This window comes from Variovorax sp. Soil_C_17, assembly GCF_057657265.1.
This window is the reverse complement of sequence record NZ_JBDGIT010000001.1, coordinates 1,410,567-1,435,269: the sequence shown is the minus strand read 5'-3', so window position 1 is coordinate 1,435,269 and position 24,703 is coordinate 1,410,567. Positions and strand designations below refer to the sequence as shown.

22 protein-coding genes and 1 pseudogene are annotated in these 24,703 nt (G+C 69.3%); 7 read left to right on the top strand and 16 right to left on the bottom strand.

Annotated features, from left to right (window positions below):
* Positions 1-9: 9 nt before the first annotated feature.
* From AC3A6Y_RS06965 to AC3A6Y_RS06930, 8 genes are all read right to left on the bottom strand, one after another.
* Positions 10-1,329 (bottom strand): cytochrome P450, encoded by a 1,320-nt coding sequence (locus AC3A6Y_RS06965; protein WP_487867460.1) that lies wholly within the window; start codon positions 1,327-1,329, stop codon positions 10-12.
* A gap of 57 nt (positions 1,330-1,386) precedes the next feature.
* Entirely contained in the window at positions 1,387-3,429 is a 2,043-nt protein-coding gene (gene htpG, locus AC3A6Y_RS06960; RefSeq protein ID WP_487867459.1) for a molecular chaperone HtpG, read from the bottom strand.
* Positions 3,430-3,888: 459 nt separating this feature from the next.
* Positions 3,889-4,263: a DUF4148 domain-containing protein gene (locus AC3A6Y_RS06955; RefSeq protein WP_487867458.1), complete on the bottom strand. Its 375-nt coding sequence runs from the start codon at positions 4,261-4,263 to the stop codon at positions 3,889-3,891.
* Positions 4,264-4,409: 146 nt separating this feature from the next.
* Positions 4,410-4,658 (bottom strand): hypothetical protein, encoded by a 249-nt coding sequence (locus AC3A6Y_RS06950; protein WP_487867457.1) that lies wholly within the window; start codon positions 4,656-4,658, stop codon positions 4,410-4,412.
* 45 nt (positions 4,659-4,703) lie between these two features.
* Positions 4,704-5,021: a hypothetical protein gene (locus AC3A6Y_RS06945; RefSeq protein ID WP_487867456.1), complete on the bottom strand. Its 318-nt coding sequence runs from the start codon at positions 5,019-5,021 to the stop codon at positions 4,704-4,706.
* Between the two features lie 101 nt (positions 5,022-5,122).
* The gene (locus AC3A6Y_RS06940; protein WP_487867455.1) at positions 5,123-6,496 is read right to left on the bottom strand and encodes a sensor histidine kinase; all 1,374 of its coding nucleotides are present in this window, start codon (positions 6,494-6,496) and stop codon (positions 5,123-5,125) included.
* Positions 6,493-7,155, bottom strand: a complete 663-nt coding sequence (locus AC3A6Y_RS06935) for a response regulator transcription factor (RefSeq protein WP_309966697.1) — start codon at positions 7,153-7,155, stop codon at positions 6,493-6,495. Before AC3A6Y_RS06935 ends, AC3A6Y_RS06940 begins: the two co-directional genes overlap by 4 nt.
* Positions 7,156-7,242: 87 nt before the next feature.
* The gene (locus tag AC3A6Y_RS06930) at positions 7,243-8,010 is read right to left on the bottom strand and encodes a pseudouridine synthase (RefSeq protein WP_487867454.1); all 768 of its coding nucleotides are present in this window, start codon (positions 8,008-8,010) and stop codon (positions 7,243-7,245) included.
* 144 nt (positions 8,011-8,154) lie between these two features.
* On the opposite strand from AC3A6Y_RS06930, the gene AC3A6Y_RS06925 reads away from it, so the two are divergent.
* Entirely contained in the window at positions 8,155-8,427 is a 273-nt protein-coding gene (locus AC3A6Y_RS06925) for a DUF4242 domain-containing protein (RefSeq protein WP_309966700.1), read from the top strand.
* 9 nt (positions 8,428-8,436) lie between these two features.
* On the opposite strand, the gene kdpE is transcribed toward AC3A6Y_RS06925, so the two are convergent.
* From kdpE to kdpF, 6 genes are all read right to left on the bottom strand, one after another.
* On the bottom strand, positions 8,437-9,129 hold the full coding sequence (kdpE, locus tag AC3A6Y_RS06920) for a two-component system response regulator KdpE (RefSeq protein WP_487867453.1): 693 nt from the start codon (positions 9,127-9,129) through the stop codon (positions 8,437-8,439).
* Between the two features lie 31 nt (positions 9,130-9,160).
* On the bottom strand, positions 9,161-11,902 hold the full coding sequence (locus AC3A6Y_RS06915) for a DUF4118 domain-containing protein (RefSeq protein WP_487867452.1): 2,742 nt from the start codon (positions 11,900-11,902) through the stop codon (positions 9,161-9,163).
* A gap of 155 nt (positions 11,903-12,057) precedes the next feature.
* Complete coding sequence (gene kdpC / locus AC3A6Y_RS06910; protein ID WP_487867451.1) at positions 12,058-12,630, bottom strand: potassium-transporting ATPase subunit KdpC; 573 nt, start codon at positions 12,628-12,630, stop codon at positions 12,058-12,060.
* A 13-nt stretch (positions 12,631-12,643) separates the two neighbouring features.
* On the bottom strand, positions 12,644-14,731 hold the full coding sequence (kdpB, locus tag AC3A6Y_RS06905) for a potassium-transporting ATPase subunit KdpB (protein ID WP_487867450.1): 2,088 nt from the start codon (positions 14,729-14,731) through the stop codon (positions 12,644-12,646).
* 10 nt (positions 14,732-14,741) lie between these two features.
* A complete protein-coding gene (gene kdpA / locus AC3A6Y_RS06900) occupies positions 14,742-16,547 on the bottom strand; it encodes a potassium-transporting ATPase subunit KdpA (RefSeq protein ID WP_487867449.1) in 1,806 nt (601 codons plus the stop codon).
* 159 nt (positions 16,548-16,706) lie between these two features.
* Entirely contained in the window at positions 16,707-16,805 is a 99-nt protein-coding gene (kdpF, locus tag AC3A6Y_RS06895) for a K(+)-transporting ATPase subunit F (protein ID WP_076999652.1), read from the bottom strand.
* Positions 16,806-17,142: 337 nt separating this feature from the next.
* Here kdpF and AC3A6Y_RS06890 point away from each other — a divergent pair, with 337 nt between their 5' ends.
* Together AC3A6Y_RS06890 and AC3A6Y_RS06885 are read left to right on the top strand one after the other, a co-directional pair.
* Positions 17,143-17,355, top strand: a complete 213-nt coding sequence (locus tag AC3A6Y_RS06890) for a hypothetical protein (protein ID WP_487867448.1) — start codon at positions 17,143-17,145, stop codon at positions 17,353-17,355.
* A 148-nt stretch (positions 17,356-17,503) separates the two neighbouring features.
* Positions 17,504-18,466: pseudogene (locus AC3A6Y_RS06885) on the top strand (Bug family tripartite tricarboxylate transporter substrate binding protein).
* Positions 18,467-18,556: 90 nt separating this feature from the next.
* On the opposite strand, the gene AC3A6Y_RS06880 reads toward AC3A6Y_RS06885, so the two are convergent.
* On the bottom strand, positions 18,557-19,321 hold the full coding sequence (locus AC3A6Y_RS06880) for an SDR family NAD(P)-dependent oxidoreductase (protein ID WP_487867447.1): 765 nt from the start codon (positions 19,319-19,321) through the stop codon (positions 18,557-18,559).
* Positions 19,322-19,422: 101 nt separating this feature from the next.
* Between AC3A6Y_RS06880 and AC3A6Y_RS06875 the strand changes: the two genes are divergently transcribed.
* Complete coding sequence (locus tag AC3A6Y_RS06875; protein ID WP_487867446.1) at positions 19,423-20,067, top strand: SOS response-associated peptidase family protein; 645 nt, start codon at positions 19,423-19,425, stop codon at positions 20,065-20,067.
* Positions 20,068-20,075: 8 nt separating this feature from the next.
* Here AC3A6Y_RS06875 and AC3A6Y_RS06870 read toward each other — a convergent pair whose 3' ends face one another.
* The gene (locus AC3A6Y_RS06870) at positions 20,076-20,810 is read right to left on the bottom strand and encodes a Crp/Fnr family transcriptional regulator (RefSeq protein WP_487867445.1); all 735 of its coding nucleotides are present in this window, start codon (positions 20,808-20,810) and stop codon (positions 20,076-20,078) included.
* An 84-nt stretch (positions 20,811-20,894) separates the two neighbouring features.
* Between AC3A6Y_RS06870 and AC3A6Y_RS06865 the strand changes: the two genes are divergently transcribed.
* The 3 genes from AC3A6Y_RS06865 to AC3A6Y_RS06855 are packed head-to-tail and all read left to right on the top strand — an operon-like array spanning position 20,895 to position 24,669.
* Positions 20,895-22,853, top strand: a complete 1,959-nt coding sequence (locus tag AC3A6Y_RS06865) for an AMP-dependent synthetase/ligase (protein WP_487867444.1) — start codon at positions 20,895-20,897, stop codon at positions 22,851-22,853.
* Complete coding sequence (locus AC3A6Y_RS06860; protein ID WP_487867443.1) at positions 22,853-23,740, top strand: ABC transporter ATP-binding protein; 888 nt, start codon at positions 22,853-22,855, stop codon at positions 23,738-23,740. The genes AC3A6Y_RS06865 and AC3A6Y_RS06860 overlap by 1 nt, the downstream gene beginning before the upstream one ends.
* Positions 23,740-24,669 (top strand): branched-chain amino acid ABC transporter permease, encoded by a 930-nt coding sequence (locus tag AC3A6Y_RS06855; RefSeq protein ID WP_487867442.1) that lies wholly within the window; start codon positions 23,740-23,742, stop codon positions 24,667-24,669. The genes AC3A6Y_RS06860 and AC3A6Y_RS06855 overlap by 1 nt, the downstream gene beginning before the upstream one ends.
* Positions 24,670-24,703 lie beyond the last annotated feature (34 nt).

The window sequence follows — 24,703 nt, the reverse complement described above, 5'->3', positions numbered from 1 at the left end:
GAGCAGCAGTCAAGACTCGATGGGCAACCCCAGGCTCAGCGGCACCTTGAGATAGCCACGAAAGCGCACGCGCCCGCCGCGCACCACCGGCCCGCACAGCCGGTAGTCCGGAAAGCGCGCCAGAAAAGCAGCGATGGCCACGCGCGCTTCCAGTCGCGCGAGGTTCATGCCGACGCACTGGTGCGTGCCGGAGCCGAAGGCCAGGTGCCGGTTGGGCGAGCGTGTGATGTCCAGCCGGTCCGGCTCTGCAAACACCGCCGGGTCGCGATTCGCCGCGCCGATGCACAGCGTGATCCGCGTGCCGGGCTGCACCTCGATGCCGCCCACGCTTGTCGCCACGGTGGCAATGCGATTGCCCAGCTGGTTGGAGCTTTCGAAGCGCAGGAACTCCTCGATGGCGCCGCGAATGAGCGACGGATCGTCCAGCAGCCGCTGCTTTTCCTCAGGCCATTCGAGCAGCGCGACGAGGCCGTTGCCGATCAGGTTGGTGGTGGTCTCGTGCCCGGCGTTGAGGATGAAGATGCAGTTCTGGCAGAGCTCGTTCTCGCTGAGCCGATCCTGTCCTGAGCCTGCCGAAGGAGCCTGTCCTGAGCCCGTCGAAGGGACCTGTCCTGAGCCTGCCGAAGGAGCTTCCTCCCCCTGGATGAGCCGCGTGAGCACGTCGTGCGCCGGGTCGCCCGGGTGCCGGCGCCGCTCCTGCACCAGCCCGCGCAGGTAGGCCACCATCTCCGTCACCGCGCGGTTGCCGGCGTCCAGCTGCGCCGCGCTGGGCTGCGGCTCCAGCGCGCCGAGGATGGCGAGCGACCAGTGGCGCAACGGGCCTCGCTCCTCGCGCGGCACGCCCAGCAGGTTGCCGATGACCTCGACAGGAATGGCGGCGGCGAAGTCCTCGATCAGGTCCACCTCCCCGCCGGCGTGCTGCCGCTCTTCCATGCGGTCGAGCAGGCCAGCGACAAGGTGGGTGAGGCCTTCCTCCATCGATTCGATGGCGCGCGCCGTGAGCGCCCCGGCGATCAGCCCGCGCACGCGCGTGTGCAGCGGCGGATCGTTGAACACCAGGCTGGTGGTGTGGTGCTCGTAGAGCGGGCTGCCGACGCCGTACTTGGGCGCGTACTCGGCGCGCTTGTCGGAGCTGAAGGCGTGCGTGTCCTTGTAGACCGCCACGCAGTCGGCATAACGTGTGAGCAGCAGCGAGCCATCGGGCATGCGGCGCACCGGCGATTCCTCGCGCAGCGCCGCATACCAGGGGTAGGGGTTCTCGTAGAAGGCCGGGCCGGGGCTGCGCAGGTCGAAGCCCGAGAGATCGACGACACAAGGCTCGGCGTTCATGGATCGCCCCCGTGTGCGGGATTCGGGCCGGCCGGCGGCGCGGCCTCGGGTCCCCGCCTAGACCAGCAGTGCGTTCACTCGCCGCACATAGGCGGCAGGGTCGGCCGGAAGGCCGCCCTCGGCGAGCAAGGCCTGGTCGAACAGGATGTTCGCCAGGTCTTCGAAGTGCGGCGAGCCCTCCAGCTTTTTCACGAGCGGGTGCTCGGCATTCACCTCCAGCACCGGCTTGACTTCCGGCGCCGGCTGGCCGGCTTGCCTGAGCATGCGCGCGAGCTGGGTGCTCATGCCGCCGTCCTGCACCACCAGGCAGGCCGGGGAATCGACCAGTCGGGTGGTGACGCGCACGTCTTCGGCCTTGTCCTTGAGGGCTTCCTTGAGACGCTCCAGCATGGGCTTGAAGGACTCGGCCGCTTCCTCGGCCGCCTTCTTCTCGGCCTCGTCCTGCAGCTTGCCCAGGTCGACCGCGCCCTTGGCGACGCTCTGCAGCGGCGTGCCGTCGAACTCGGTCAGGTAGTTGAGCGCCCACTCGTCGACGCGGTCGGTCATGAGCAGCACCTCGATGCCCTTCTTCTTGAAGATCTCGAGCTGCGGGCTGTTCCTGGCCGCGGCCGGCGTCTCGGCCGTGATGTAGTAGATCGCCTCCTGGCCTTCCTTCATGCGCGCCTTGTAGTCGGCGAAGCCGACGCTCACCGTGTCGCTGGTGCTGGAGGCGAAGCGCAGCAGCTTGGCGATGCGCTCGCGGTTGCCGAAGTCCTCGCCCAGGCCTTCCTTCAGCACGGCGCCGAACTCTGCATAGAACTTGGCGTACTTGCCCGACTCGTCGCCGTACTCGGCCGCGGCCTCGGCGGCCAGGGTGGTGTCGGCGTTCTTGTCGACCACGTCGGTCACCCCGTCGGCCGGGTTGGGCGCGGGCACCGATTCGCCGGAGCCGATGTCGAGCTTGCCGTCGTCGCCGCTGCTGGTGGTCTTGCGCTGCTTCTTCGCCAGGTCTTCGAGCATGCCGAGCACGCGCTTGGTGCTGCCCTCGCGGATCGCCTTCACGTCGCGGCTTTCCTGCAGCAGCTCGCGGCTCACGTTGAGCGGCAGGTCGGCCGAGTCGATCACGCCCTTGACGAAGCGCAGGTAGGTCGGCAGCAGCGCCTCGGCGTCGTCCATGATGAAGACGCGCTTGACGTAGAGCTTGACGCCCCCGTGCTTCTCGCGGTTCCACAAGTCCATCGGCGCCTTGGCCGGGATGTAGAGCAGCTGCGTGTACTCGGTGTTGCCCTCCACCCGGTTGTGGCTCCAGGCCAGCGGCGCCTCGAAGTCGTGGCTGATGTTCTTGTAGAACTCGACGTACTGCTCGTCGCTGATGTCCTTCTTGGGCCGGCTCCACAGCGCGCTGGCCTGGTTGACCGGCTCCCACTCGCCGGTCTTGACCATCTGGCCGCCCTTGTTGTCTTCGCCTTCCTTCCACTCTTCCTTCTCCATCAGGATGGACAGGGAGATGTGGTCGGAGTACTTGGAGATGATCGACTTGAGCTTCCAGAGGTTCAGGTACTCCCCGGCGTCATCCCGCAAGTGCAGCGTGACGCTGGTGCCGCGCTGCGGGCGGGTGATGGCGTCGACCTCGAAGTCGCCGGCGCCGGCGCTGACCCAGCGCACGCCTTCTTCGGCCGGCAGGCCCGCGCGGCGCGACTCGACGGTGATCTTGTCGGCCACGATGAAGCCCGAATAGAAGCCCACGCCGAACTGGCCGATCAGCTGCGCGTCGGCCTTCTGGTCGCCCGAGAGCTTGCTCATGAACTCCTTGGTGCCGCTCTTGGCGATCGTGCCCAGGTTGTCGATGGCTTCCTGCTGCGACAGGCCGATGCCGTTGTCGGCAATGGTGAGGGTCTTGGCGGCCGGGTCGAAGGACACGCGCACCTCCAGCGTGGGCTGGTCCTCGTAGAGCGCCGGCCGGTCGATGGCCTCGAAGCGCAGCTTGTCGCAGGCGTCGGAGGCGTTCGAGATCAGCTCGCGAAGGAAGATTTCCTTGTTGGAGTAGAGCGAATGCGTGACCAGGTAAAGCAGTTGCGCGACTTCGGCCTGGAAGGGAAGTTTGGTCTTGGAAAGCGTCATGACTCGGTTGGAAACAGGTGAAAGGCGCCACCTTGGGCGAACCGAGAACTTTACAAGAGCGCGCCCGCGCGAGCCACGGCGCGTTCGAACGCGCCAACCAAGTCCTACAAAAGCCTGTAGGTCGCCGCCTACAGCCCAGCCACCGCCGAGTACCAGCTGCCTACGAGCAGCCCGACATGAAGCCGGACTTAGGGCAGGCTGACCTCAGCGCCGCGCGAAGGCGGCGATGTCTCGGGGTCATGCCATGCATGCCACGCGTCCCCTGCCCGGCACGCCGCCGATGCCGTCGCAGCCGCTTGGGGCTGCGCCACCATGGCGCCACTGGCAAAACCCGCGGCCAGCGCGAGAGCTGCCGCGCCGAGCATGCGGCGGCGGGCGGCGCCTGCCCCGGGGCCGCCGATGGTGCTTCGATCCCAAGCCGCTTGCGACATCTGCGTTCCGTGCCGGGTCGGCGGCGGATCAGAGCCGGTTGCCGCCGTTGGCGTTGGAGGTGCGCACATCCATCGGATGCGGCATCGTCGAGATGACCTTGCTGTTCACGCGCGAGCCGGAAGACACGTTCTGGTCCGGCGCCGCGGCCGCGCGCATCGCCTCCTGCGAGACGGCCTTCGAATCGGCGACCGACTTGAAGGGCTCCGCGCCGCGCGAGCCGCGCACCACGTTCTGGTTGGGGGCGGAGGCGGTGCGGACGGCTTCCGCATCCACGTCGGCGCGGCTCAGGGCCGAAGCGTGCGTGAGCACGCCGTCGTAGCTTTCGGCCTGGGCGGCCACCGAGGCCAGGCCCGCGAGGGCACTCAGGGTGGTGACGGCGAGGAACTTCAGGGAGGCTTGCATGGCGATGAACTCCGGGGTGACTGGCAGGTCTCGCGCCGGGTGCGACATGCGTCTCGGCTGACCTGGGATGCACTCTAGGCAGCCACACTGAGCCGATCGTTAGCGAAAACTTAGCCGAGTCTTAGCCCCTCGGCAGCGCCTCGAATTCAGGCGCGGGCGACGGAAAGAAGGCCGTCGATGGCGTGGACCACGCCGCGTCGCGCCTCGGGCGTGGGCGCGCCTTCGACCAGCAATTGGCGGATCAGGCCCAGCGTGTTGAGCAGTTCCGCCTCCATGTCCGTCAGCAGCGGGATGACCTCGTACTTGGGGTAGTGCCCGCGCGCGCCCAGCGGACGGCCGGGGCCGGACAGATCCACGTCGTAGCCTTCGCAAATTGCTTCGGTTTGGGTCTTCATGGTCTTGGTTTCCCGAAAATCCGCCGGGGCGGAGATTGCCATGCTTCAGCTCAGCTGCATCAGCTCCGAGAGCCGGCGGCCGACCGCCTGCATCCGCGAACGCTTTTCACCGGCGCGGCGCTCGGCCAACTGCTCCAGCGCCATGGCCACTGACTCCGCGCCCTGGTCGCCCTCTTCCAGACGCCGGCGCCACTTCTGCGCGAGCGCCGACAGCTGCTCGCTGTCGAGGCGCTGGGGCGGCAGATCCAGCTCGGCCCGCTGGGCCCGCGCTCGCCGTTTGCCCGGTGGCGGCAGCGTGGCTCGCAGCAGGCGGAGAAGGCCGTTCGACGACCACTGAGCTTGGGAGTCGGAGTGATGTTGCATGTAATACATTGTGCCTAGTTAAACACAAAGTAACAAGCCAACTTCTTCATTTTTTTAACACTTTCGCCTGCATCGTCACGGCACGCTCGCGGGATGCCTTCTCAAGCCGGAAGGTAGACCCGGGCGATCAGCCCGGTGCCGCCCTCCTCCTGCTCGCTGCGGTTGCTGAGCGCGATGCGCAGGCCGTGGCGCAAGGCTGCGGTGCGCGCAATCGCCAAGCCCAGGCCGCTGCCGCCGGCGGAGGTGCCGGGCACGCGGAAGAAGCGGTCGAAGACGCGCGTCATGAACTCCGGCGGGATGCCCGGTCCGTTGTCGACCACGTCCACCACCGGCTGGCCCTGCACCTCGTGCAGGCGCACGTCGACCACCCCGCCCTCGGGCGCGTGGCGCAGGGCGTTGTCGATCAGGTTGTCGAACACGCTGCGCAGCTCGGCCGCGGGGGCGCTGACCACCGGCGTCACCGTGCCGTCGAAGCCGACGTCGATGCGGCGCCGGTCGGCCACCACCATCAGCTGGCCCAGGCTCTCGCGCAGCAGCGCGGCCACGTCCACCGGCTCGGCCATCGCCGCGGGCGCGGCGCTCTCCTGGCGCGACAGGCGCAGCAGCTGCTCGATCAGGTGCTGGGCGCGGGTGACGCCGGCCTCGAGCTGCGCGAAGCGATCGGCGGCATCGCCGGGCGGAACGTGCGCACGCAGGTTCTCCAGTTGCAGGCCGATGGCGGCGACCGGCGTGCGCAGCTCGTGCGCGGCGTCCTGCACGAAGCGGCGCTGGGCGGCGAAGGCATCGCGCAGGCGCGCCAGCAGGCTGTTGAAGGAACTCACCAGCGGCGCGATCTCGTCCGGCACGCGCGTCAGCGAGAGCTCCGAGAGGCTGCGCTCGTCCTGCGCCGCCACCTCGCGCGCCACCGCGTGCAGCGAATAGGAGCTGAGCCACACCACCAGCCACAGCACCGCCAGCGAGACCGGCAGCAGCAACGCGATCGGCAGCGCCGCGAACAGGGCGCGGTGGGCGACCTCATGGCGCATGAAGCTGCCGCTCTGTGCGATCTGCACGCGCGGCTGGTTCGCGCGCGGGCCGGCCTCGGCGGTGTAGACGCGCCAGTTCTCGTCGCTGCCGGCGCCGGTGCGCACGTTGCGCAGGCCAGGCTCGGCCTGCAGGGGCACCGCGAGCTTGGGCCAGGAGCTGGCCAGCAGGCGGCCGTCGGGGCTCCAGATCTGGACGATGAAGGAACCCCACTTGAAGACGCTCTGGTCCGCCAGCGGCAGCAGCGCCGGCGTGCTGTCGTTGGCCGCATAGGAGTTGGCCAGCAGCTGCATCTGGTCGTCCATGAAGGTGTGGACCATGCGCCCGTAGCTCATGTAGGAAGCCCAGCCGGTGACGCCGGCCGCGATCAGGTGCAGCGAGACCAGCCACAGCAGCAGCTTGGCCCGCAGCGAGCAGGGCATGTACCAGGGGCGCGGATTCATCTTCTTCATGCTGCTGCCGCCACCCGCCATCCGAGCCCGCGCACGTTGCGGATCGCATCGGGCCCGAGCTTGCGCCGCATGCCGTGGATCAGCACGTCGACCGCGTTGCTGGTGACCTCCTCGCCCCAGCCGTAGATGCGGTTCTCCAGTTGCTCGCGCGACAGGATGGCGCCGGGCCGCTCCAGCAGCGCATGCAGCAGCGCGAATTCGCGCGCGGTGAGGGCCTCGCGCGTGCCGTTGCGCAGCACTTCGCGCGTGGTCAGGTCCAGCTGCAGCCCGGTGCCGCCGATCACCGAGTGCGCGGCGCCGTCGCGGCGGCGGATCACCGCGCGCATGCGCGCCAGCAGCTCGCGGAATTCGAAAGGCTTGAGCAGGTAGTCGTCGGCGCCGAGGTCGAGGCCCTGGATGCGGTCCTCCAGGCCGTCGCGCGCGGTGAGCACCAGCACGGGGGTGGTGTCGCCGCGCTCGCGCGCCCGGCGCAGCACCTCGGTGCCGTCCTGCTTGGGCAGGCCGAGGTCGAGCAGCACGCAGGTGTAGCCGCCGTCGGCGAAGGCGCTCTGCGCCAGCGCGCCGTCGCGCACCCAGTCGACCGACCATCCGGCGCCTTCGAGGGCATGCCGCAGGCTGCTCCCGATCATCTCGTCGTCTTCCACCAGCAGCGTGCGCACGGCGCCTCCTCTTTCGCGAAGCAATGAAGGCTACACGCGGATTCTTAGCGTGTCATGAGGGGAGCAAAACCTGAGCGTCAGGCTTCCTCAGAAGCGCTCGTGCGGACCGAGATAACGCCACTGCCCGATCGGCAGATGCCCCAGCACCACGCGCCCGATGCGGATGCGCTTCAAACCCACCACCTTGAGCCCGACCAGCTCGCACATGCGGCGGATCTGCCGCTTCTTGCCCTCGGTCAGCACGAAGCGCAGCTGCTCGGGGTTCTGCCAGTCGACCAGCGCCGGCTTGAGCGGCTGGCCGTCCAGGCTCAACCCATGGCGCAGGCGCTGCAGCTGCTCGCGCGGGAAGGTGGCTTGCGGGTTCTGCGCCACCTCGCCGTAGCTCACGCGCACCAGGTATTCCTTCTCCATGCCCGAGTCCTCGCCGATCAGCTGCCGGGCGACGCGGCCGTCCTGCGTGAGGACCAAGAGGCCCACCGAGTCGATGTCCAGCCGTCCGGCCGGCGCCAGGCCGCGCAGCTGGGGCGGCGAGAAGCGCAGGCGGCTCGGGTCTTCGCGCCAGTGCGTGCGCGGGTTGATCAGCACCACGGCGGGCTCGTGGCCGTCCTCCGCCTGCCCGCTGACATAGCCCATGGGCTTGTGCAGCAGGATGGTGACCTGTTGCTGCTGCTGGTTCTGCGCCTTGCGATCGACCTCGATGCGGTCGGCAGGGCCGACCTTGAGACCCATTTCCGCGACCCGCCCGTTGACCTTGACCCAGCCGTGCGCAATCCAGTCGTCGGCCTCGCGGCGCGAGCACAGGCCGAGCTCGGCCATGCGCTTGTTGAGTCGGGTCGGTTCGGGGCTGTCGGGCATGGGGCGGAGGCTGGCGAGGCGGCGCGCCATTGTCCGCCATTCGACAGAGCCGCTGCCGACCCGCAGGCCGGATGGCACATCGCAATTCGACACGCGAGCGGCCATACTGGAAAACCGTTTGGCTACCCTCACCGGAGACACACCATGCCCCGCTATGTCATCGAACGCACGCTCCCGGGCGCCGGCAAGCTGTCGGAGCGCGACCTCAAGGCCCTGTCCATCAAATCCAACGGCGTCCTGCACGAACTCGGGCCCGAGATCAACTGGGTCGAGAGCTTCGTCACCGACGACAAGCTCTACTGCGTCTACGTCGCGCCCAACGACGAGATGATCCGCGAACATGCGAAGCGAGGCGGCTTCCCGGCCGACAGCGTGGCGCGGGTGCGCGCCATCATCAGCCCGACGACCGCAGAGTGAGCGAGGCCCTCAGGGTACCAGCCGGTAGCCGACGGCGGTCTCCGTCAGCAAGTGCCGCGGCTGCGCCGGATCGGATTCCAGCTTCTGCCGCAGGTGGCCCATGTAGATGCGCAGGTAATGGCTCTGGCCGGCATGCGAGGGGCCCCACACCTCGCGCAGCAGCTGGCGCTGCGTGAGCACGCGACCGGCATTGGCGACCAGCACCGAGAGCAGCCGGTACTCGGTGGGCGTGAGGTGTACCTCGGTGCCGGCGCGCCGTACCAGGCGGGCCGTGCGATCGACCTCGATTTCGCCGAAGCGGAATACCGGCTCGGCCTCCTCGCCCCCATTGGCCGTGCGCGGCCGGCGCAGGTTGGCGCGCACGCGGGCCAGCAGCTCGCCGGTGCCGAAGGGCTTTGTGAGGTAGTCGTCGGCGCCGGCGTCGAGCGCGGCGATCTTGTCGGCCTCGTCGGTGCGTGCCGAGAGCACGATGATCGGCACGCCCGACCAGCCGCGCACGTCGCGGATCAGCGCCACGCCATCGCCGTCGGGCAGGCCCAGGTCCAGCACCAGCAGATCGGGCTGCCGCGTGCCGGCCGCCGCCAGCCCGTCGCGCAGCGTCCCGGCCTCGTGCACCAGCCAGCCCTCGGCCTCCAGCGCACCGCGCACGAAGCGCCGGATCTGGGGCTCGTCTTCGATCACGATGGCGGTGGGGCTGGGCATGGCTCGGGGAATCGGGAGGGGGCCCGGATTTTCACACCGTCTCCTCGGCCGACGGAGCCTCGCGCCGCGGCAGCGTCACCGTGAACTCGGCCCCGCCCTCCACCGCATTGGCCGCGGTGATCTCGCCGCCGTGCGCGCTGACCACCGCCCTGCAGATCGCCAGCCCCAGGCCCACGCCGGGCGTGGCCGACTCGGCCTGGCCGCGCGTGAACTTGTCGAACAGGGTCTGCTCGCGGCCCTTGAGCGCCGGCGGCAGCCCGGGCCCGTGGTCGCGCACGCCGAGCAGCAACGAACGCTCGGTGGTGCGCGCGCTGACCACGACCGGCGCCGCACCGTATTTGCCGGCGTTTTCCAGCAGGTTGACCAGCACGCGCTCGATCAGCACCGCATCGAACTCGACCAGCGGCAGGTCGGGCGGCAGCTCGGTTCGCACCTCCATCTCGCCGAGCGCGGGCCGCGCCGCGCGGATCGCCGCGCCCACCACCTCCTCGACCGACTGCCATTCGCGCCGCAGCTGGACCGCACCGCGGGCGATGCCGCTTTCGAGCCGCGCCATGTCCAGCAGGTTGTTGACCAGCGCGTGCAGCTGGTGCGCCTGCACGACGATGGCGCGTGCCACGGCCGGGCGGTCCACCTCGCCGGCGCCGTGCGGCGCCTGCAGCGACTCGGCCAGCGCGATCAGCGCCGTCAGCGGCGTGCGCACGTCGTGGGAGATCGCGCCCAGCAAGGCGTTGCGCAGGCGCTCCGACTCCATTTCGACCACGGCCTGCTGGGCGACGTCGACGTAGTGCACCCGCTCAAGCGCGATCGCGATCTGCCGCGCCAGCGTGTCGAGTTGCTGCGCCTGCTCCGGGATCATCAGCCAGCGCGGCTGTGCCGGCTCCAGCGCGAGCACGCCGCGCACGCGCATCGGCGCTTTCAGCGGCACGTAGTGCCAGGGTTGAGCCGACAGCGTGGCGGTGGCCAGGCCGGCGGGCTGGCCCTGGCGGAGGGTCCAGTCGGCAACGCTCGGATCGAAGCCGGGTGGCGGCTCGGCGGGGACCACCAGGCGATCGTTCGCATCGGTCACCAGCACCATCGCGCGCCCGCCGAAATGGCCCTGCACCGCGTCCGCGCCCAGTTGCACCACCTGCGAGGTCTCGAGTGCGGCCGACAGCTCGCGCGTGAGCTCGAACAGCGACTGCGCGCGCCGCTCGCGGCTGGTCGAGACGCCGGCCGCGAAGCGCAGGCCCGCGGTGAGCTGACCGACCAGCAGGCCCACGCCCAACATGACCACGAAGGTCAGCAGGTACTGCACGTCGCTGACCGCGAAGGACAGGCGCGGCGAGACGAAGAAGAAGTCGAAGGCCGCGACGTTGAGCAGCGCCGCGAAGGCAGCCGGCCCGCGGCCGAATCGCATCGCCACGCCGACCACGCCGAGCAGAAACAGCATCACGATGTTCGCGAGCTCCAGCCTGCCCGCCAGCGGCGTGGCCAGCAGCGTGACGGCGACGCTGCTGGCGGCGGCCCAGGCGTAGCCGGGCCAGCGCGCGTGCGGGCGGTCGCTGTCCTCCACGTCGGAGGCGCCGCGCCGGCCCGGCCGCGGCGCGGCCAGGCGGCGCGAGCTGTCGGCGCGCGCCGCCTCGACGATGTCGATGCCCGGCGCATGGCGCGCCAGCTCGCGCGCCAGCACGCGCCGCGGCCACGCCCTTCGCCAGCCCTGCGCCGGCTCCGGCCGTCCGACCACCAGCGTGGCGCAGTTCAGGCGCCGGGCCTGGGCCGCGAGCGCCTCGGCCACGTTCTGGCCGGTCAGCACCGCGGTCTCGGCGCCCAGCGCTTCGGCGAGCTGGAGCACCGCCAGGATGCGGTCGCGCTGCGCTGCCTCCAGCCGTTGCAGGCGCGGCGTCTCGACGTAGGCCGCATGCCAGCGCACGTTGAGCTGGCCCGCCAGCCGCGCCGCGGTGCGCACCGTCTGGCCCGCGCCCTCGTGCGGGCCCACGCAGGCGAGGATCGCGCCGGAGGTGTTCCAGGCCGGCGGACCCGCCTCGCCGCCGCGCCCGGACTGCTCGATGCGCCAGCCGCGCACGTCGTCCTCCACGTGCTCGGCGGTGCGCCGCAGCGCGATCTCGCGCAGCGCGATGAGGTTGCCCTTGCGGAAGAAGTTCTGCGCCGCGCGCTCGGCTTGCTGGGGCAGATAGACCTTGCCGGCCGCAAGCCGCGCGGTGAGCTCGTCGGGCGTGACGTCGACCAGCACCACCTCGTCGGCTTCGTCGAGCACCGTGTCGGGCACGGTCTCGTGTACCCGCACGCCGGTGATCGCGCCCACGGTGCCGTTGAGGCTTTCGAGGTGCTGGACATTGAGCGCGGACCAGACCTCGATGCCGGCTGCCAGCAGCTCCTGCACGTCCTGCCAGCGCTTGGCGTGGCGCGAGCCGGGTGCGTTGGAATGTGCGAGCTCGTCGACCAGCAGCACCGCGGGCTTGCGCGCCAGCGCACCGTCGAGATCGAACTCGGCCAGCATGCGGCCGCGGTAGGGCACCTCGCGCACCGGCAGCAGCTCCAGACCGGCCAGCAGCGCCGCGGTCTCGCTGCGGCCATGCGTCTCTACGACCCCGATCGCGACGTCACGCCCACTCGCGCGCTCGCGCTGCGCGGCGCTCAGCATCGCCCAGGTCTTGCCGACGCCCGCGCTCGCGCCGAAGTAGATGCGCAGCTTGCCGCGCTGCGCCTGCGCTTCCTGCGCGCGCAGCTCGGCCAGCAGGGCGTCGGGGTCCGGGCGGGCGGCGTCGTTCATGGGGCAGGCCAACGCATCAGGTTATCGCATCGGCCTCTTCCTTCGACGGCTCCGGCGCGCGGCGCGCGACACCATGAACCACGCAAAGCCCAGCGGAATGAACAAGGCCGCCAGCGCGCAGAGGGCATGAAGCCAGGCATCGGTCACGGGCCGGCTCAGCGTGCTGCGTCGATCGCCAGGTTGAGCGCGAGCACGTTCACGCGCGGCTCGCCGAGCAGGCCGAGCAGCGGCCGCTCGGTGTGATCCTCGATCAGCTTTCCGACGAGATCGGGCGGCAGCTTGTGCAGCCGCGCCACGCGCGCCGCCTGGTAGCGCGCCCCGGCCGGGCTGATGTGCGGGTCGAGCCCGCTGGCCGAAGCCGTGACCAGGTCCACCGGCACCGGCTGCGCGTTGCCGGGATCGGCCGCGCGCAGTGCCTCGACGCGGCGCTTGACCGCCTCGGCGAGCGCTGGGTTCAGCGGCCCCTGGTTGGAGCCGCTGGAAGCCCCCGCGTTGTAGGGCATGGGCGCGGTGGCCGAGGGACGGCCCCAGAAGTGCGCCGGATCGCTGAAGTTCTGGCCGATCAGCGAGGAGCCCACGGGCTTGCCGCCGCGCAGCACCAGGCTGCCCTCGGCCTGCGCCGGAAACAGCGCCTGGGCGGCACCGGTCACGGCCAGCGGGTAGACAAGCCCGGTCAGCGCGCTCAGCAGCACGAAGATCACGAGGGTGGGGCGAAGAAACTTGAACATGGAGATGGCTTCCTCAGACCAGGTGGATGGCAACCAGCAGCCAGTCGATGAGCTTGATGCCGATGAAGGGAACGACCAGGCCCCCCAGGCCGTAGATCGCCAAGTTGCGGCGCAGCAGCGCGGCGGCGCCCACCGGCCGGTAACGCACGCCCTTCAACGCGAGAGGAATCAGGAACACGATGACCAGCGCGTTGAAGATCACCGCCGACAGGATGGCCGACGACGGGCTGGCCAGCCGCATCACATTGATCGCCGAGAGCTGCGGATAGGTCGAGACGAAGATCGCCGGGATGATGGCGAAGTACTTCGCCACGTCGTTGGCAATCGAGAAGGTGGTGAGCGAGCCGCGCGTCATCAGGAGCGCCTTGCCGGTCTCCACCACCTCCAGCAGCTTGGTCGGGTTGGAGTCGAGGTCGACCATGTTGCCGGCCTCCTTGGCAGCCTGCGTGCCCGTGCCCATGGCCACCGCCACGTCGGCCTGGGCCAACGCGGGCGCGTCGTTGGTGCCGTCGCCCGTCATCGCGACCAGGCGGCCTTCGGACTGGTACTCGCGGATCAGCGCCAGCTTGTCCTCGGGCGTTGCCTCGGCCAGGAAGTCGTCGACACCGGCCTCGGCCGCGATGGCGGCGGCCGTGAGCTTGTTGTCGCCCGTGACCATCACGGTGCGGATGCCCATGCGGCGCAGTTCGGCGAAGCGCTCGCGGATGTCGGTCTTGACGATGTCCTTGAGCTCGACGATGCCCAGCACCCGGTGGCCCTCGGCCACCGCCAGCGGCGTGCTGCCGCGGCGTGCAACCTCGTCGGCGGCGCGCAGGACCTCGGGCGGCATCGACCCGCCGAGCGCTTCCACATGGCGGCGCACGGCGTCGACCGCGCCCTTGCGCAGCGGAACGTGGTCTGCGTCGAGGCGGTCGGGTGCGGGCGGCAGGTCCACGCCGCTCATGCGGGTCTGCGCGGTGAAGGGCACGAATCGCGTGCTCTCGGCCGCTGCCTCGTCGACACCGCCGCGGCGCGCCAGCTCGACGATGCTGCGGCCCTCGGGCGTCTCGTCCGCCAGCGAAGCCAGCAGCGCGGCGCGTGCCAGCCGCTGCTGCACCACGCCGGACGCCGGCAGGAAGGCGCTGGCCTGGCGGTTGCCGACCGTGATGGTGCCGGTCTTGTCGAGCAGCAGCACATCGACGTCGCCCGCCGCCTCCACCGCCCGGCCCGAGGTCGCGATCACGTTGGACTGCATCATGCGGCTCATGCCGGCCACGCCCACGGCCGACAGCAGGCCGCCGATGGTGGTCGGGATCAGGCACACCAGGAGCGCCACCAGCGCCGTCAGCGGCACCACCGTGCCCGCGTTCATCGCGCCCACGCTGAAGATGGAGTACGGCAGCAGCGTGACGGTGACCATCAGGAACACCAGCGTCAGCGCCACCAGCAGGATGGTGAGCGCGATCTCGTTCGGCGTCTTCTGGCGCTTGGCAGCCTCGACCATGCCGATCATGCGGTCGAGGAAGGACTCGCCCGGGTTGACCGTGATGCGCACCACCAGCCAGTCGGACAGCACGCGCGTCCCGCCGGTCACGGCCGAGAAGTCGCCGCCGGACTCGCGCACCACCGGCGCCGATTCGCCGGTGATGGCGCTTTCGTCGACCGAGGCGACGCCCTCGATCACCTCACCGTCCAGCGGGATCACGTCATGGGCCTCGACCAGCACCACGTCGCCGCGGCGCAGCTCGGGTGCCTGCAAAGGCAGCCACTTGCCGCCGTGACACGGCTCGACCAATTTCTTGGCCCAGGTGTCCTTGCGCAGACCGCGCAGCGAGGCGGCCTGCGCCTTGCTGCGGCCTTCGGCCAGCGCCTCGGCGAAGTTGGCGAAAAGCACGGTGAACCACAGCCAGATCGAGATCGCCAGTACGAAGGCCGGCGCCATGCCGGTGTCGCCCGGGAAGCTCAGCGCATGCACCCACAGCAGCGTCGTGAGGATGCTGCCGATGTAGACGATGAACATCACCGGGTTGCGCCACTGGACGCGCGGGTCCAGCTTGGCGACGGCGGCCCATAGCGCGGGGCGTACCAGGGAGGCGTCGAAGAGGGGAAGGGACGATCTCATCTGCATCTCGTCAAGGCTTCCACAGCATCAGGTGTTCGACGACCGGGCCCAGGGCCAGCGCCGGAACGTAGTTGAGAAGGCCCACCAGCAGTACGGTGCCGATGAGCAGCGTGACGAAAAGCGGGCCGTGCGTGGGCATGGTGCCGGCCGTGACCGGCAGGCGCTTCTTGGCGGCCAGCGAGCCCGCGATGGCGAGCACCGGCACGATCACGCCGAAGCGGCCGAACCACATCGCCACCGCCAGCATCGCGTTGTAGAAGGGCGTGTTGGCCGAGAGGCCGGCGAAGGCGCTGCCGTTGTTGTTGCCGGCCGAGGCGAAGGCATAGAGGATCTCGGAAAAGCCATGGGCGCCCGGGTTTCCGACGCCCGCCTTGCCGGGGTCGGCGATGACGGCCACGCCCGTGCCGGCCAGCACGAGTATCGGCGTGACCAGGATCACGATCGAGCTCAGCTTCATCTCGCGGATCTCGATCTTCTTGCCGAGGTACTCGGGTGTGCGGCCGATCATCAGGCCGGCGATGAACACCGCCAGCACCGCGAAGATCAGCATGCCGTACAGACCCGTGCCGACGCCGCCGAACACCACTTCGCCGAGCTGCATCAGCACCAGCGGCACCAGCCCGCCCAGCGGCGTGAAGGAGTCGTGCATGGCGATGACCGCGCCGCAGGAGGCGGCGGTGGTGACGGCCGCGAAGAGCGCGGAGGCGTCGATGCCGAAGCGCACTTCCTTGCCTTCCATGTTGCCGCCGGCCTGCAGCGCGCTGGCCGCCTGGTCGACGCCGAGCGGCGGCAGGAGCGGATTGCCGGCCTGCTCGGCCGGGATCACCGCGGTCACGGCCAGCACGAACAGCACGGTCATCGCCGCGAGGATGGCCCAGCCCTGGCGCGGGTCGCCGACCACGCGGCCGAAGGCGAAGCACAGCGCGGCCGGGATCAGGAAGATCGCGATCATCTGCACGAAGTTCGCGAGCGCCGTCGGGTTCTCGAAAGGGTGCGCCGAGTTGGCGTTGAAGAAGCCGCCGCCGTTGGTGCCCAGCATCTTGATCGCCTCCTGCGAGGCGACCGGGCCCATGGCCAGGGTCTGGGTGGTGGTGCTCGCGTCCTCGGTCACCGCGTTGCCGGCCGTATCCTTCAGCGGCTGACCGGCGGCGTCGAGCTTGGGGTTCTGGTAGGCCGTGGCTTCCAGCGTGGTCACCGTCTTGTAGGTGTCGAAGTTCTGGATCACGCCCTGGCCCGCGAACACCATGGCGATCACGAACGCGATCGGCAGCAGCAGCCAGGCGGTGATGCGGGTCACGTCGACCCAGAAGTTGCCCACGAAGCCCTTGCCGTCCGTGTTGCGCGCCGCGAAGCCGCGCGCCAGCGCGAAGGCGACCGCGATGCCGGTGGCGGCGGAAAAGAAGTTCTGCACCGTGAGCCCGAGCATCTGCGTGAGATAGCTCATGGTCGACTCGCCGGCATAGCCTTGCCAGTTGGTGTTGGAGACGAAGCTCACCGCGGTGTTGAAGGCCGAGTCGGGCGGCACCGCGCCGATGCCGACCGGGTTCAGCGGCAACAGGTGCTGCAAGCGCTGCAGGCCGTAGACGGCGAAGGCGCCGACGGCATTGAAGGCCAGCAGCGAGAGCGCATAGCCATGCCATTGCATGGCGCGCTCGGCGTCCACGCCGGCGAGCTTGTAGAGCGGCGCTTCGGCGCGCTGCATCCAGCTGGGCAGCCGGCCTTCGCACAACGCCGCGAGCCAGCGGCCCAGCGGCCAGGCGAGCAGGCCCAGCACCACGAGGAACAAACCAAGAAGGGTCCAGGCAGCGCTATTCACGGAAGTGGCCTCCGCAGTGGAATGCCTTCGCCAGCGAACACCGCGGAACCGGCCTTGGCCTGTCCTGAGCCCGGCGAAGGGCCGGGCCGCTGGTGTTGCCCCCGGTGAGGGGGTGGGCGGCTACACGAAGTGAGCCGACCTGGGGGAGAGCTTGATTCATCAGAATTCCTCGGCGCAGATGAGCGCGAACACCAGGTAGGCGAAGAGGATCACGGCCAGCAGGCCGGCGAACCCATAGAGCACATCGAGGCCGATCATGGAGCCTCTCCCTTGGGCGCGTCGAGCTTGCCGAGGCCGATGACCGCCTGCGCCATGACGACCCAGAACACCGCGAGGGCGGCGATCCAAACGAGATCCATCTTTCAACTCCTGCATGCGAAGCACGTGCAGGCAGTCTCGCGAGAGGCACGTAAAGATGGGGAACAGAGTCGGCGGCCGGCCGTAAAGAAGGCGTAAAAACGACACCCGCGCCGTGCGCATTTGCACACTCGCCGCCCCTTTGTGGCGCAGGGCGTGCCGCTTTGTGAATTCCTCGCTAGCCGTTCGTGCCGAGCCTGCGTACAACCGGCGCATGGACTGAACGACGAGGAATCACATGGAAACGGAAGCCATCGCACTCATCGTGGACGAACCGATTGCCGGCCACTTCTACTGGGTGCTGCAGAAGCAGGACGGCAACGACTGCCGCCCCATCGACGCCGCCGCGGGGCCGATGCCCACCTACGGCGCGGCCATGATGGCCGGCATTGCGGCGCTGCAGCGGCGCAACGATGCGCGAGGCAGCGGCGGGGCACGGACTGTGCACTGAGGCGCAGGCGCGCCGCCGACAGACGCACCCTTCCATCGCCCTTGGGCAAGGGCGGCATCTCGAATCGCGTACCCTTCGTCGCCCCCGATCCGGCACACTGCCGGCCCGTGCGCAGCCTTCAGGCTGCGCCTGAACGAAGAGACACCCCATGATCCGCAAGCTGCTGACCTCCGCCGTCCTCGCACTGGCCTTCGCCGCCGTGCAGGCCCAGCCCTATCCCGCCAAGCCCGTGCGCCTCATCGTGCCCTTCCCACCTGGGGGCGGCACCGACATCCTGTCGCGGCTGGTGGCCACCAGGCTGACCGAGGTCAGCAAGTGGACGGTGGTGCCCGACAACCGCGCCGGCGCCGGCGGCACCATCGGCATCGCGGAAGCGGTGCGCGCCGCGCCCACCGGCTACGACATCGTGATGGGCCAGAAGGACAACATGGTCGTCGCGCCCTGGCTCTACAAGAACCTCAGCTACGAGCCGACCAAAGACCTCGCGGCGGTGGCCCACGTGGCCTACACGCCGGTGGTGATCGTCACGCGCACCTAGTCGAAGTTCAAGACGCTGAAGGACGTGGTCGATGCCGCCCGCGCCGCGCCCGACACCATCACCTACGGCTCGCCCGGCAACGGCACCACCATCCACCTGGCCGGCGAGATCTTCAAGAGCGCGGCCAACATCAAGATGCGCCACGTGCCCTACAAGGGCTCCAACCCGGCCATGATGGACGTGCTGGCCGGCAACGTGGACCTGATGGTGTCCTCGCTGCCCTCGGCGATGGGGCAGATCAAGTCGGGCAAGCTGCGTGCCCTCGCCGTGACCTCGGCCAAGCGCAGCAGCTCGGTGCCCGAAGTGCCCACCGTGGCCGAACTGGGCTACAAGGACTTCGACGTCAGCACCTGGTACGGTCTCTTCGCGCCCGCTGGAACGCCGAAGGAGGTCGTCGCCACGTTGAACGCCGAGGTGAACAAGCTGCTGGCCACGCCGGAGATGAAGGCCGCGATCATCGCCCAGGGCGCCGAGCCGCAAGGCATGACGCCGGAGCAGTTCGGCACGCTGCTGAAGACCGACTACCTGAAGTGGCGCGACATCGTGAAGGCGTCGGGCGCAACGATTGAATAGGCTCTCCCGCAGGTTGGCTCACTTCGTGTAGCCGCCCACTCCTTCACGGGGGGGGCAACACCGGCGGCCCGGCCCTTAGGGCTCCGAGTTTTACGCGTCGCGGACGTCGGCCACCGGCTTGCTGCCGAAGTCCGCACGCTCCAGATATGCCAGCACCTTCGCCGCCGCCTCGTCGGGCGACCAAAGCTGGCCCTGGGCCTTGAGCCGCTCGAAACGCGCGCGGTCAGGGAACATCTCGGCCTCCGCCCCGCGCAGCTGCACCTGCATGTCGGTGTCGATCACGCCGGGCGCGAGCGAGACGATCTTCGCGCCGCTGCCCAGCGCTTCCTCCTCCAGCGCCACCGCACGCGAGAAATGATCCATACCCGCCTTGGCCGCGCAGTACGGCGCCTGGCTGGCCATGGCGTTGCGGCCCAGGCCCGAGGAAATGTTGAGCACCTTGCGTTCGCCGCGCCAGCCACGGGTGGCGCCGAGGAAGGCGGAGGTCAGCAGCAGCGGCGCCTCCAGCCCGACGCGCAGCGCCTGCGACAGCTCGGCCGCCACCGCCTGCGACAGCGGCCTGACGCGGCCGACAACGCCGGCGTTGTTGATCAGAGCGACGCTGTCGAAGGCCTGCCCATCCAGGCCCTGCAGCCATTCCGCGAGCCGCGCCGCCGCCTGCACCGGGTCCGCCAGGTCCTGCTGCCATTGTTCGAGTTCGGCGCCTGCTTCGCGTGCGCGCGCGGCGAGTTGCTCGTCGGCCTGCCGCGAGATGCACAGCAGGCGCTGTCCGGGCCGGGCCAGCAGTTGCTCGGCCATGGCGCGGCCCAGGCCGCGCGAGGCACCGGTGATGATGGTGAGTGCGTGTGAATTCATGGCGGTTCTCGTGAAATGCGTCATTGGCGGCGGATATGCCGTGTGGCTCGCATGCTATCGGCGGATTGACGAAGCGCGAGGCCGCTTCTTACATTCAGCCGATGCCCATCCAGTACGAGCCTGCAAGCGACGCGCATTTTGCCGAGAGCTTCGGCCTGGCCAGTCCCGCGCAGCCCTCGGTGGTCAGGCCGGGTGGGCAGGGCGTCTTCATCCGACGGCCGCGGGGCGACCGCGAGGGCAGCGCCCTCACCGCGCGCTTCGAGGCGGCGGAGGGCCGCTGGGGCCTGATCCCGCTGTTCGCCAAGGAGCGCGACTACCCCCACACCTTCGAGGCCAGGGGCGAAACGGCCGCGAGCGAACGCAACTTCTACCAGCCCTGGAAGCGCGGCCACCGCTGCGTGGTGCTGGCCGATGCGCTGTACCGCCGCGGCGACAGCCAGGACACGGTGGTGCGCGTCACCCGCAACGACGGCCAGCCGCTGGCGATGGCCGGCCTGTGGAACGGCTGGCGCGCCCCCGACGGCGAGTGCGTCGAGAGCTTCGCGCTGCTGACGCTGCCGGCGGTGGAGCAGCCCTCGCAGCGCCGCGTGGTGTTCCTGCGCGAGGCCTGGATCGACGACTGGCTGCATTGCCCGGTCGAGGAGACGGCCGCTTACCTGCGCCCCTACGCCCTCGACAAGCTGGTGCGCCGTGCGATCGTCCGCGACCCGGGCATTCCCCTGCCGGAAAGGGCACCCGAGGCGTGATCGCCTCATCACCCCCTGCCCGCCACTCCGCCCGCACGCAAGGCCGCGAGGTCGAGCACGCGCAGCCCGCCGTACTCGACGCGGATCGCACCCGCGGCCTGCAAGGTGCGCAGCGCCTCGTTGACGCGCTGGCGCGAGAGGCCGATCAGGTAGGCCAGCTCCTGCTGCGTGATGCGCAGCAGTTCGCCCACGCCGGGGAAAAGCACCGGGTTGAAGAGCGCCGCCAGGTTGCGCGCGACGCGCGCATCGGGATCGTTGAGCCGGTCGGCCTCGCGCGCGGCGATGAACTGGCCGAGGCGCTCGTTGAGCTGGTTCATCACAAAGCGGTTGAAGCCGATCGAGTGGTCGAGCAGCCAGTGGAAATCATCCACCGGCAGGCCCGCCACCACGCTGCGCCGCAGCGCCTGGATGTTGTAGCGGTAGGGCTCGCGCTTGAGCGCCGTGCCCTCGCCGAACCAGCCGCCCGGCGGCAGGCCGCTGTAGGTCATGGAGGTGCCGTCGGCGTTGTCGTTGCTCATCTTCAAGAGGCCCTCGACCACGCCGAACCAGAAGGTGGGCGAGCGGCCGATGCGGCACACCAGCTCGCCGGGTTCGGCGTCGCCCACCACCACCGCGGTCTCCGCGCGGCGGCGTTCGGCGGGCGTGAGCGTGTGAAGCCAGGGAATGTTCTGCAACTCCTCGGCGGTGGCGGACCGCACGCGCTCGCGCAAGGAAGAAGTGCCGGTGGAATTGCCGTGACTCATCGGGAAACTCCGGGGAGTACTGTCCCTAGGATTGTCGTTGAAACGACAAGCTGGCGACAAGCGCGGTTCTAAAGTCCGCCCATCGTGCAAATCAACGCCAATACCTTTCCCCGCCTGCTGCTGGCCCACGCGCAGCGCCAGCCCGACGCGCCGGCCGTGCGCGAGAAGGACCTCGGCATCTGGCAGACCTGGAGCTGGTCGGCCGTCGCCCGCGAGGTGCGCGAGCTCGCCTGCGGGCTCGCCAGCCTGGGCTTCAAGCCGGGCGACAACCTGGCGATCGTCGGCGCCAACCGGCCGCACCTGTACATGGCGGTGGTGGCGGCGCAGAGCCTGCGCGGCGTGCCGGTGCCGCTGTACCAGGACGCGGTGGCGGGCGAGATGGTCTTCATGCTGGAAGACGCGGCCATCGACTTCGTGATTGCCGAGGACCAGGAGCAGGTCGACAAGCTGCTGGAATGCCGCGAGCTGTTGGCGGCCCAGGGCAAGGCAGGCCTGCGCCACATCGTCTACGACGACCCCCGGGGACTGCGCCACTACGAGCAGCCCGGCCTGCTCGGCTACGAAGCCCTGCGCGCGCTGGGCCGCGCCTTCGACGGCGCGCAGCCGACTTTCTTCGAGCAAAGCCTGAACGGCGTCGAGCCCGGCGATGTCGCCGTGATCCTCTACACCTCGGGCACCACGGGCCGGCCCAAGGGCGTGTGCCAGACGCACGCCAGCTTTATCGCGGCGGGCCGCGGCGGCGTCGAGACCGACCGGCTCGGCCCCGCCGACAACATCATGAGCTACCTGCCGATGGCCTGGGTCGGCGACCACCTGTTCTCGGTGGCGCAATGGCTGGTGGGCGGCTTCACGCTGAACTGCCCGGAGTCCTCGGCCACGGTGATGAACGACATGCGCGAGATCGGGCCCAGCTACTACTTCGGCCCGCCGCGCACTTTCGAGGGGCTGCTGACGGCCGTGTCGATCCGCATGGAGGACGCGGCGGCGCCCAAGCGCTGGCTCTACGCGAAATTCATGGCGCTGGCGCAGCGCGTGGGCGCCGACATCCTGAACGGGGCGAAGGTGGGCCTGGGCGATCGGCTGCTCTACGGCCTGGGCGACCTGCTGGTCTACGGGCCGCTGCGCAACGTGCTGGGGATGAGCCGCATCCGCGTGGCCTACACCGCGGGCGCGGCGATCGGGCCCGACCTGTTTCGCTTCTACCGATCGATCGGCGTCAACCTCAAGCAGTTCTACGGCCAGACCGAGACCTGCGCCTATGTGTGCCTGCAGCAGGACGGCAAGGTGAAGCTGCAGACCGTGGGCAGCGCGGCGCCCGGCATCGAGCTGCGCATCGCGCCGGACGGCGAAGTGCTGGTGCGCGGCGTCTCGGTGCTCCAGGGGTACTACAAGCGGCCCGATGCGACGGCCGAGGTGCTCGATGCCGAGGGCTACTTCCACACCGGCGATGCGGGCGTGATCGACGCCGAAGGCCACCTGCGCATCATCGACCGCGCCAAGGACGTGGGCAAGCTCTCGAACGGCGCGATGTTCGCGCCCAACTACATCGAGAACAAGCTCAAGTTCTTTCCGCAGATCAAGGAAGCCGTGTGCTTCGGCAACGGTCGCGAGCAGGTCTGCGCGGCGATCAACATCGACTTCGAGGCCGTGGGCAACTGGGCCGAGCGCCGCGGCCTGCCCTACGGCGGCTATGTCGACCTGGCCGGCAAGCCCGAGGTGCTGCAACTCGTCGCCGAATGCGTGGAGAAGGTCAATGCCGACCTGGCCGCCGAGGAGGGCATGGCCGACACCCAGATCGCCCGCTTCCTGGTGCTGCACAAGGAGCTGGACCCCGACGACGACGAGCTCACCCGCACCCGCAAGGTGCGGCGCGGCTTCATCGCGGAGAAGTACCGCGTGCTGGTCGATGCGCTCTACGGCGGCAAGACCGAGCAGTACATCGAGACGCAGGTCAAGTTCGAGGACGGGCGCACGGGCGTGGTCAACGCCACGCTGAAGATCGTCGAAGCCAAGCGCTTCGCGCAAATGAAGGTGGCGGCATGATGGCGACAGCTCTACCCACTGCAACCGTTCGGGCCGAGCTTGTCGAAGCCGTGCTCCCGGACCGTGCTTCGACCGGCTCGGCAGGAACGGCGGGCGGTGGCGGCGCGCGCAAATCCCCGGGCGAGGTGATCCTGGACGTGCAGAACATCAGCCTGTCCTTCGGCGGCGTGAAGGCGCTGACCGACATCAGCTTCGACGTGCGCGAGCACGAGGTGCGCGCCATCATCGGCCCCAACGGGGCGGGCAAGAGTTCGATGCTCAACTGCATCAACGGCGTCTACCAGCCGCAGCAGGGCTCGATCACCTTCCGCGGGCAGCATTTCCGGCACATGAACTCGCGCCAGGTGGCCGAGATGGGCGTGGCACGCACCTTCCAGAACCTGGCGCTGTTCAAGGGCATGAGCGTGCTCGACAACATCATGACCGGGCGCAACCTCAAGATGAAGAGCGGCCTGCTCGCACAGGCGCTGCGCTGGGGCCCGGCGGAGCGCGAGGAAATCGCGCAGCGCGAATCCGTCGAGCGGATCATCGACTTCCTCGAGATCCAGCCGCACCGCAAGACGCCGGTGGGCCGCCTGCCCTACGGCCTGCAGAAGCGCGTGGACCTGGGCCGCGCCCTGGCGATGGAGCCGCAGGTGTTGCTGCTGGACGAGCCCATGGCCGGCATGAACGTGGAGGAGAAGCAGGACATGAGCCGCTTCATCCTCGACGTGAACGACGAGTTCGGCACCACCATCGTGCTGATCGAGCACGACATGGGCGTGGTGATGGACATCTCGGACCGCGTGGTGGTGCTCGACTACGGCAAGAAGATCGGCGACGGCACGCCCCTCGAAGTGCGCAACAACGAGGACGTGATCCGGGCTTACCTCGGGACGGAACACTGATGGGCTTTTTTCTCGAAACCCTCTTCGGCGGCCTGATGGTCGGCATGCTCTATTCGCTGATCGCGCTGGGCTTCGTGCTGATCTACAAGGCCTCGGGCGTCTTCAACTTCGCGCAGGGTGCGATGGTGCTGTTCGCCGCGCTGGCGATGGCGCGCTTCGCCGAGTGGGTGCCGCAGTGGACGGGCATCGAGAACCGCTGGTTCGCCAACCTCGCGGCCTTCGCGCTGGCCGGCGTCCTGATGTTCGCGGTGGCCTGGCTGGTGGAGCGGCTGGTGCTGCGGCACCTGGTCAACCAGGAAGGCGCCACGCTGCTGATGGCGACGCTGGGCATCACCTACTTCATCGACGGACTCGGGCAGACGATCTTCGGCAGCAACATCTACAAGATCGACATCGGCATGCCGAAGGAGCCGATCTTCGCCTTCGAGTCGGCGTTCCAGGGCGGCATCCTGCTGAACAAGGAGGACCTGATCGCCGCCGCCATCGCCGCCGCGCTGGTGGCGCTGCTGTCGCTGTTCTTCCAGAAGACCGGCACCGGCCGCGCGCTGCGGGCGGTGGCCGACGACCACCAGGCCGCGCAGTCCATCGGCATCCCGCTGGCGCGCATCTGGGTCATCGTGTGGTGCGTGGCGGGCGTGGTGGCGCTGGTGGCCGGGATGATCTGGGGCAGCAAGCTGGGCGTGCAGTTCTCGCTGGCCACGGTGGCGCTGCGCGCGCTGCCGGTCGTCATCCTGGGCGGGCTGACCTCGGTGCCCGGCGCCATCCTCGGCGGGCTGATCATCGGCGTCGGCGAGAAGCTGTCGGAGGTCTACCTCGGGCCGCTGGTGGGCGGCGGCATCGAGATCTGGTTCGCCTACGTGCTCGCGCTCCTGTTCCTGCTGTTCCGGCCGCAGGGGCTGTTCGGCGAAAAGATCATCGATCGCGTGTGACCCTTCGACAAAGCTCAGGACCATCGGATTTCAC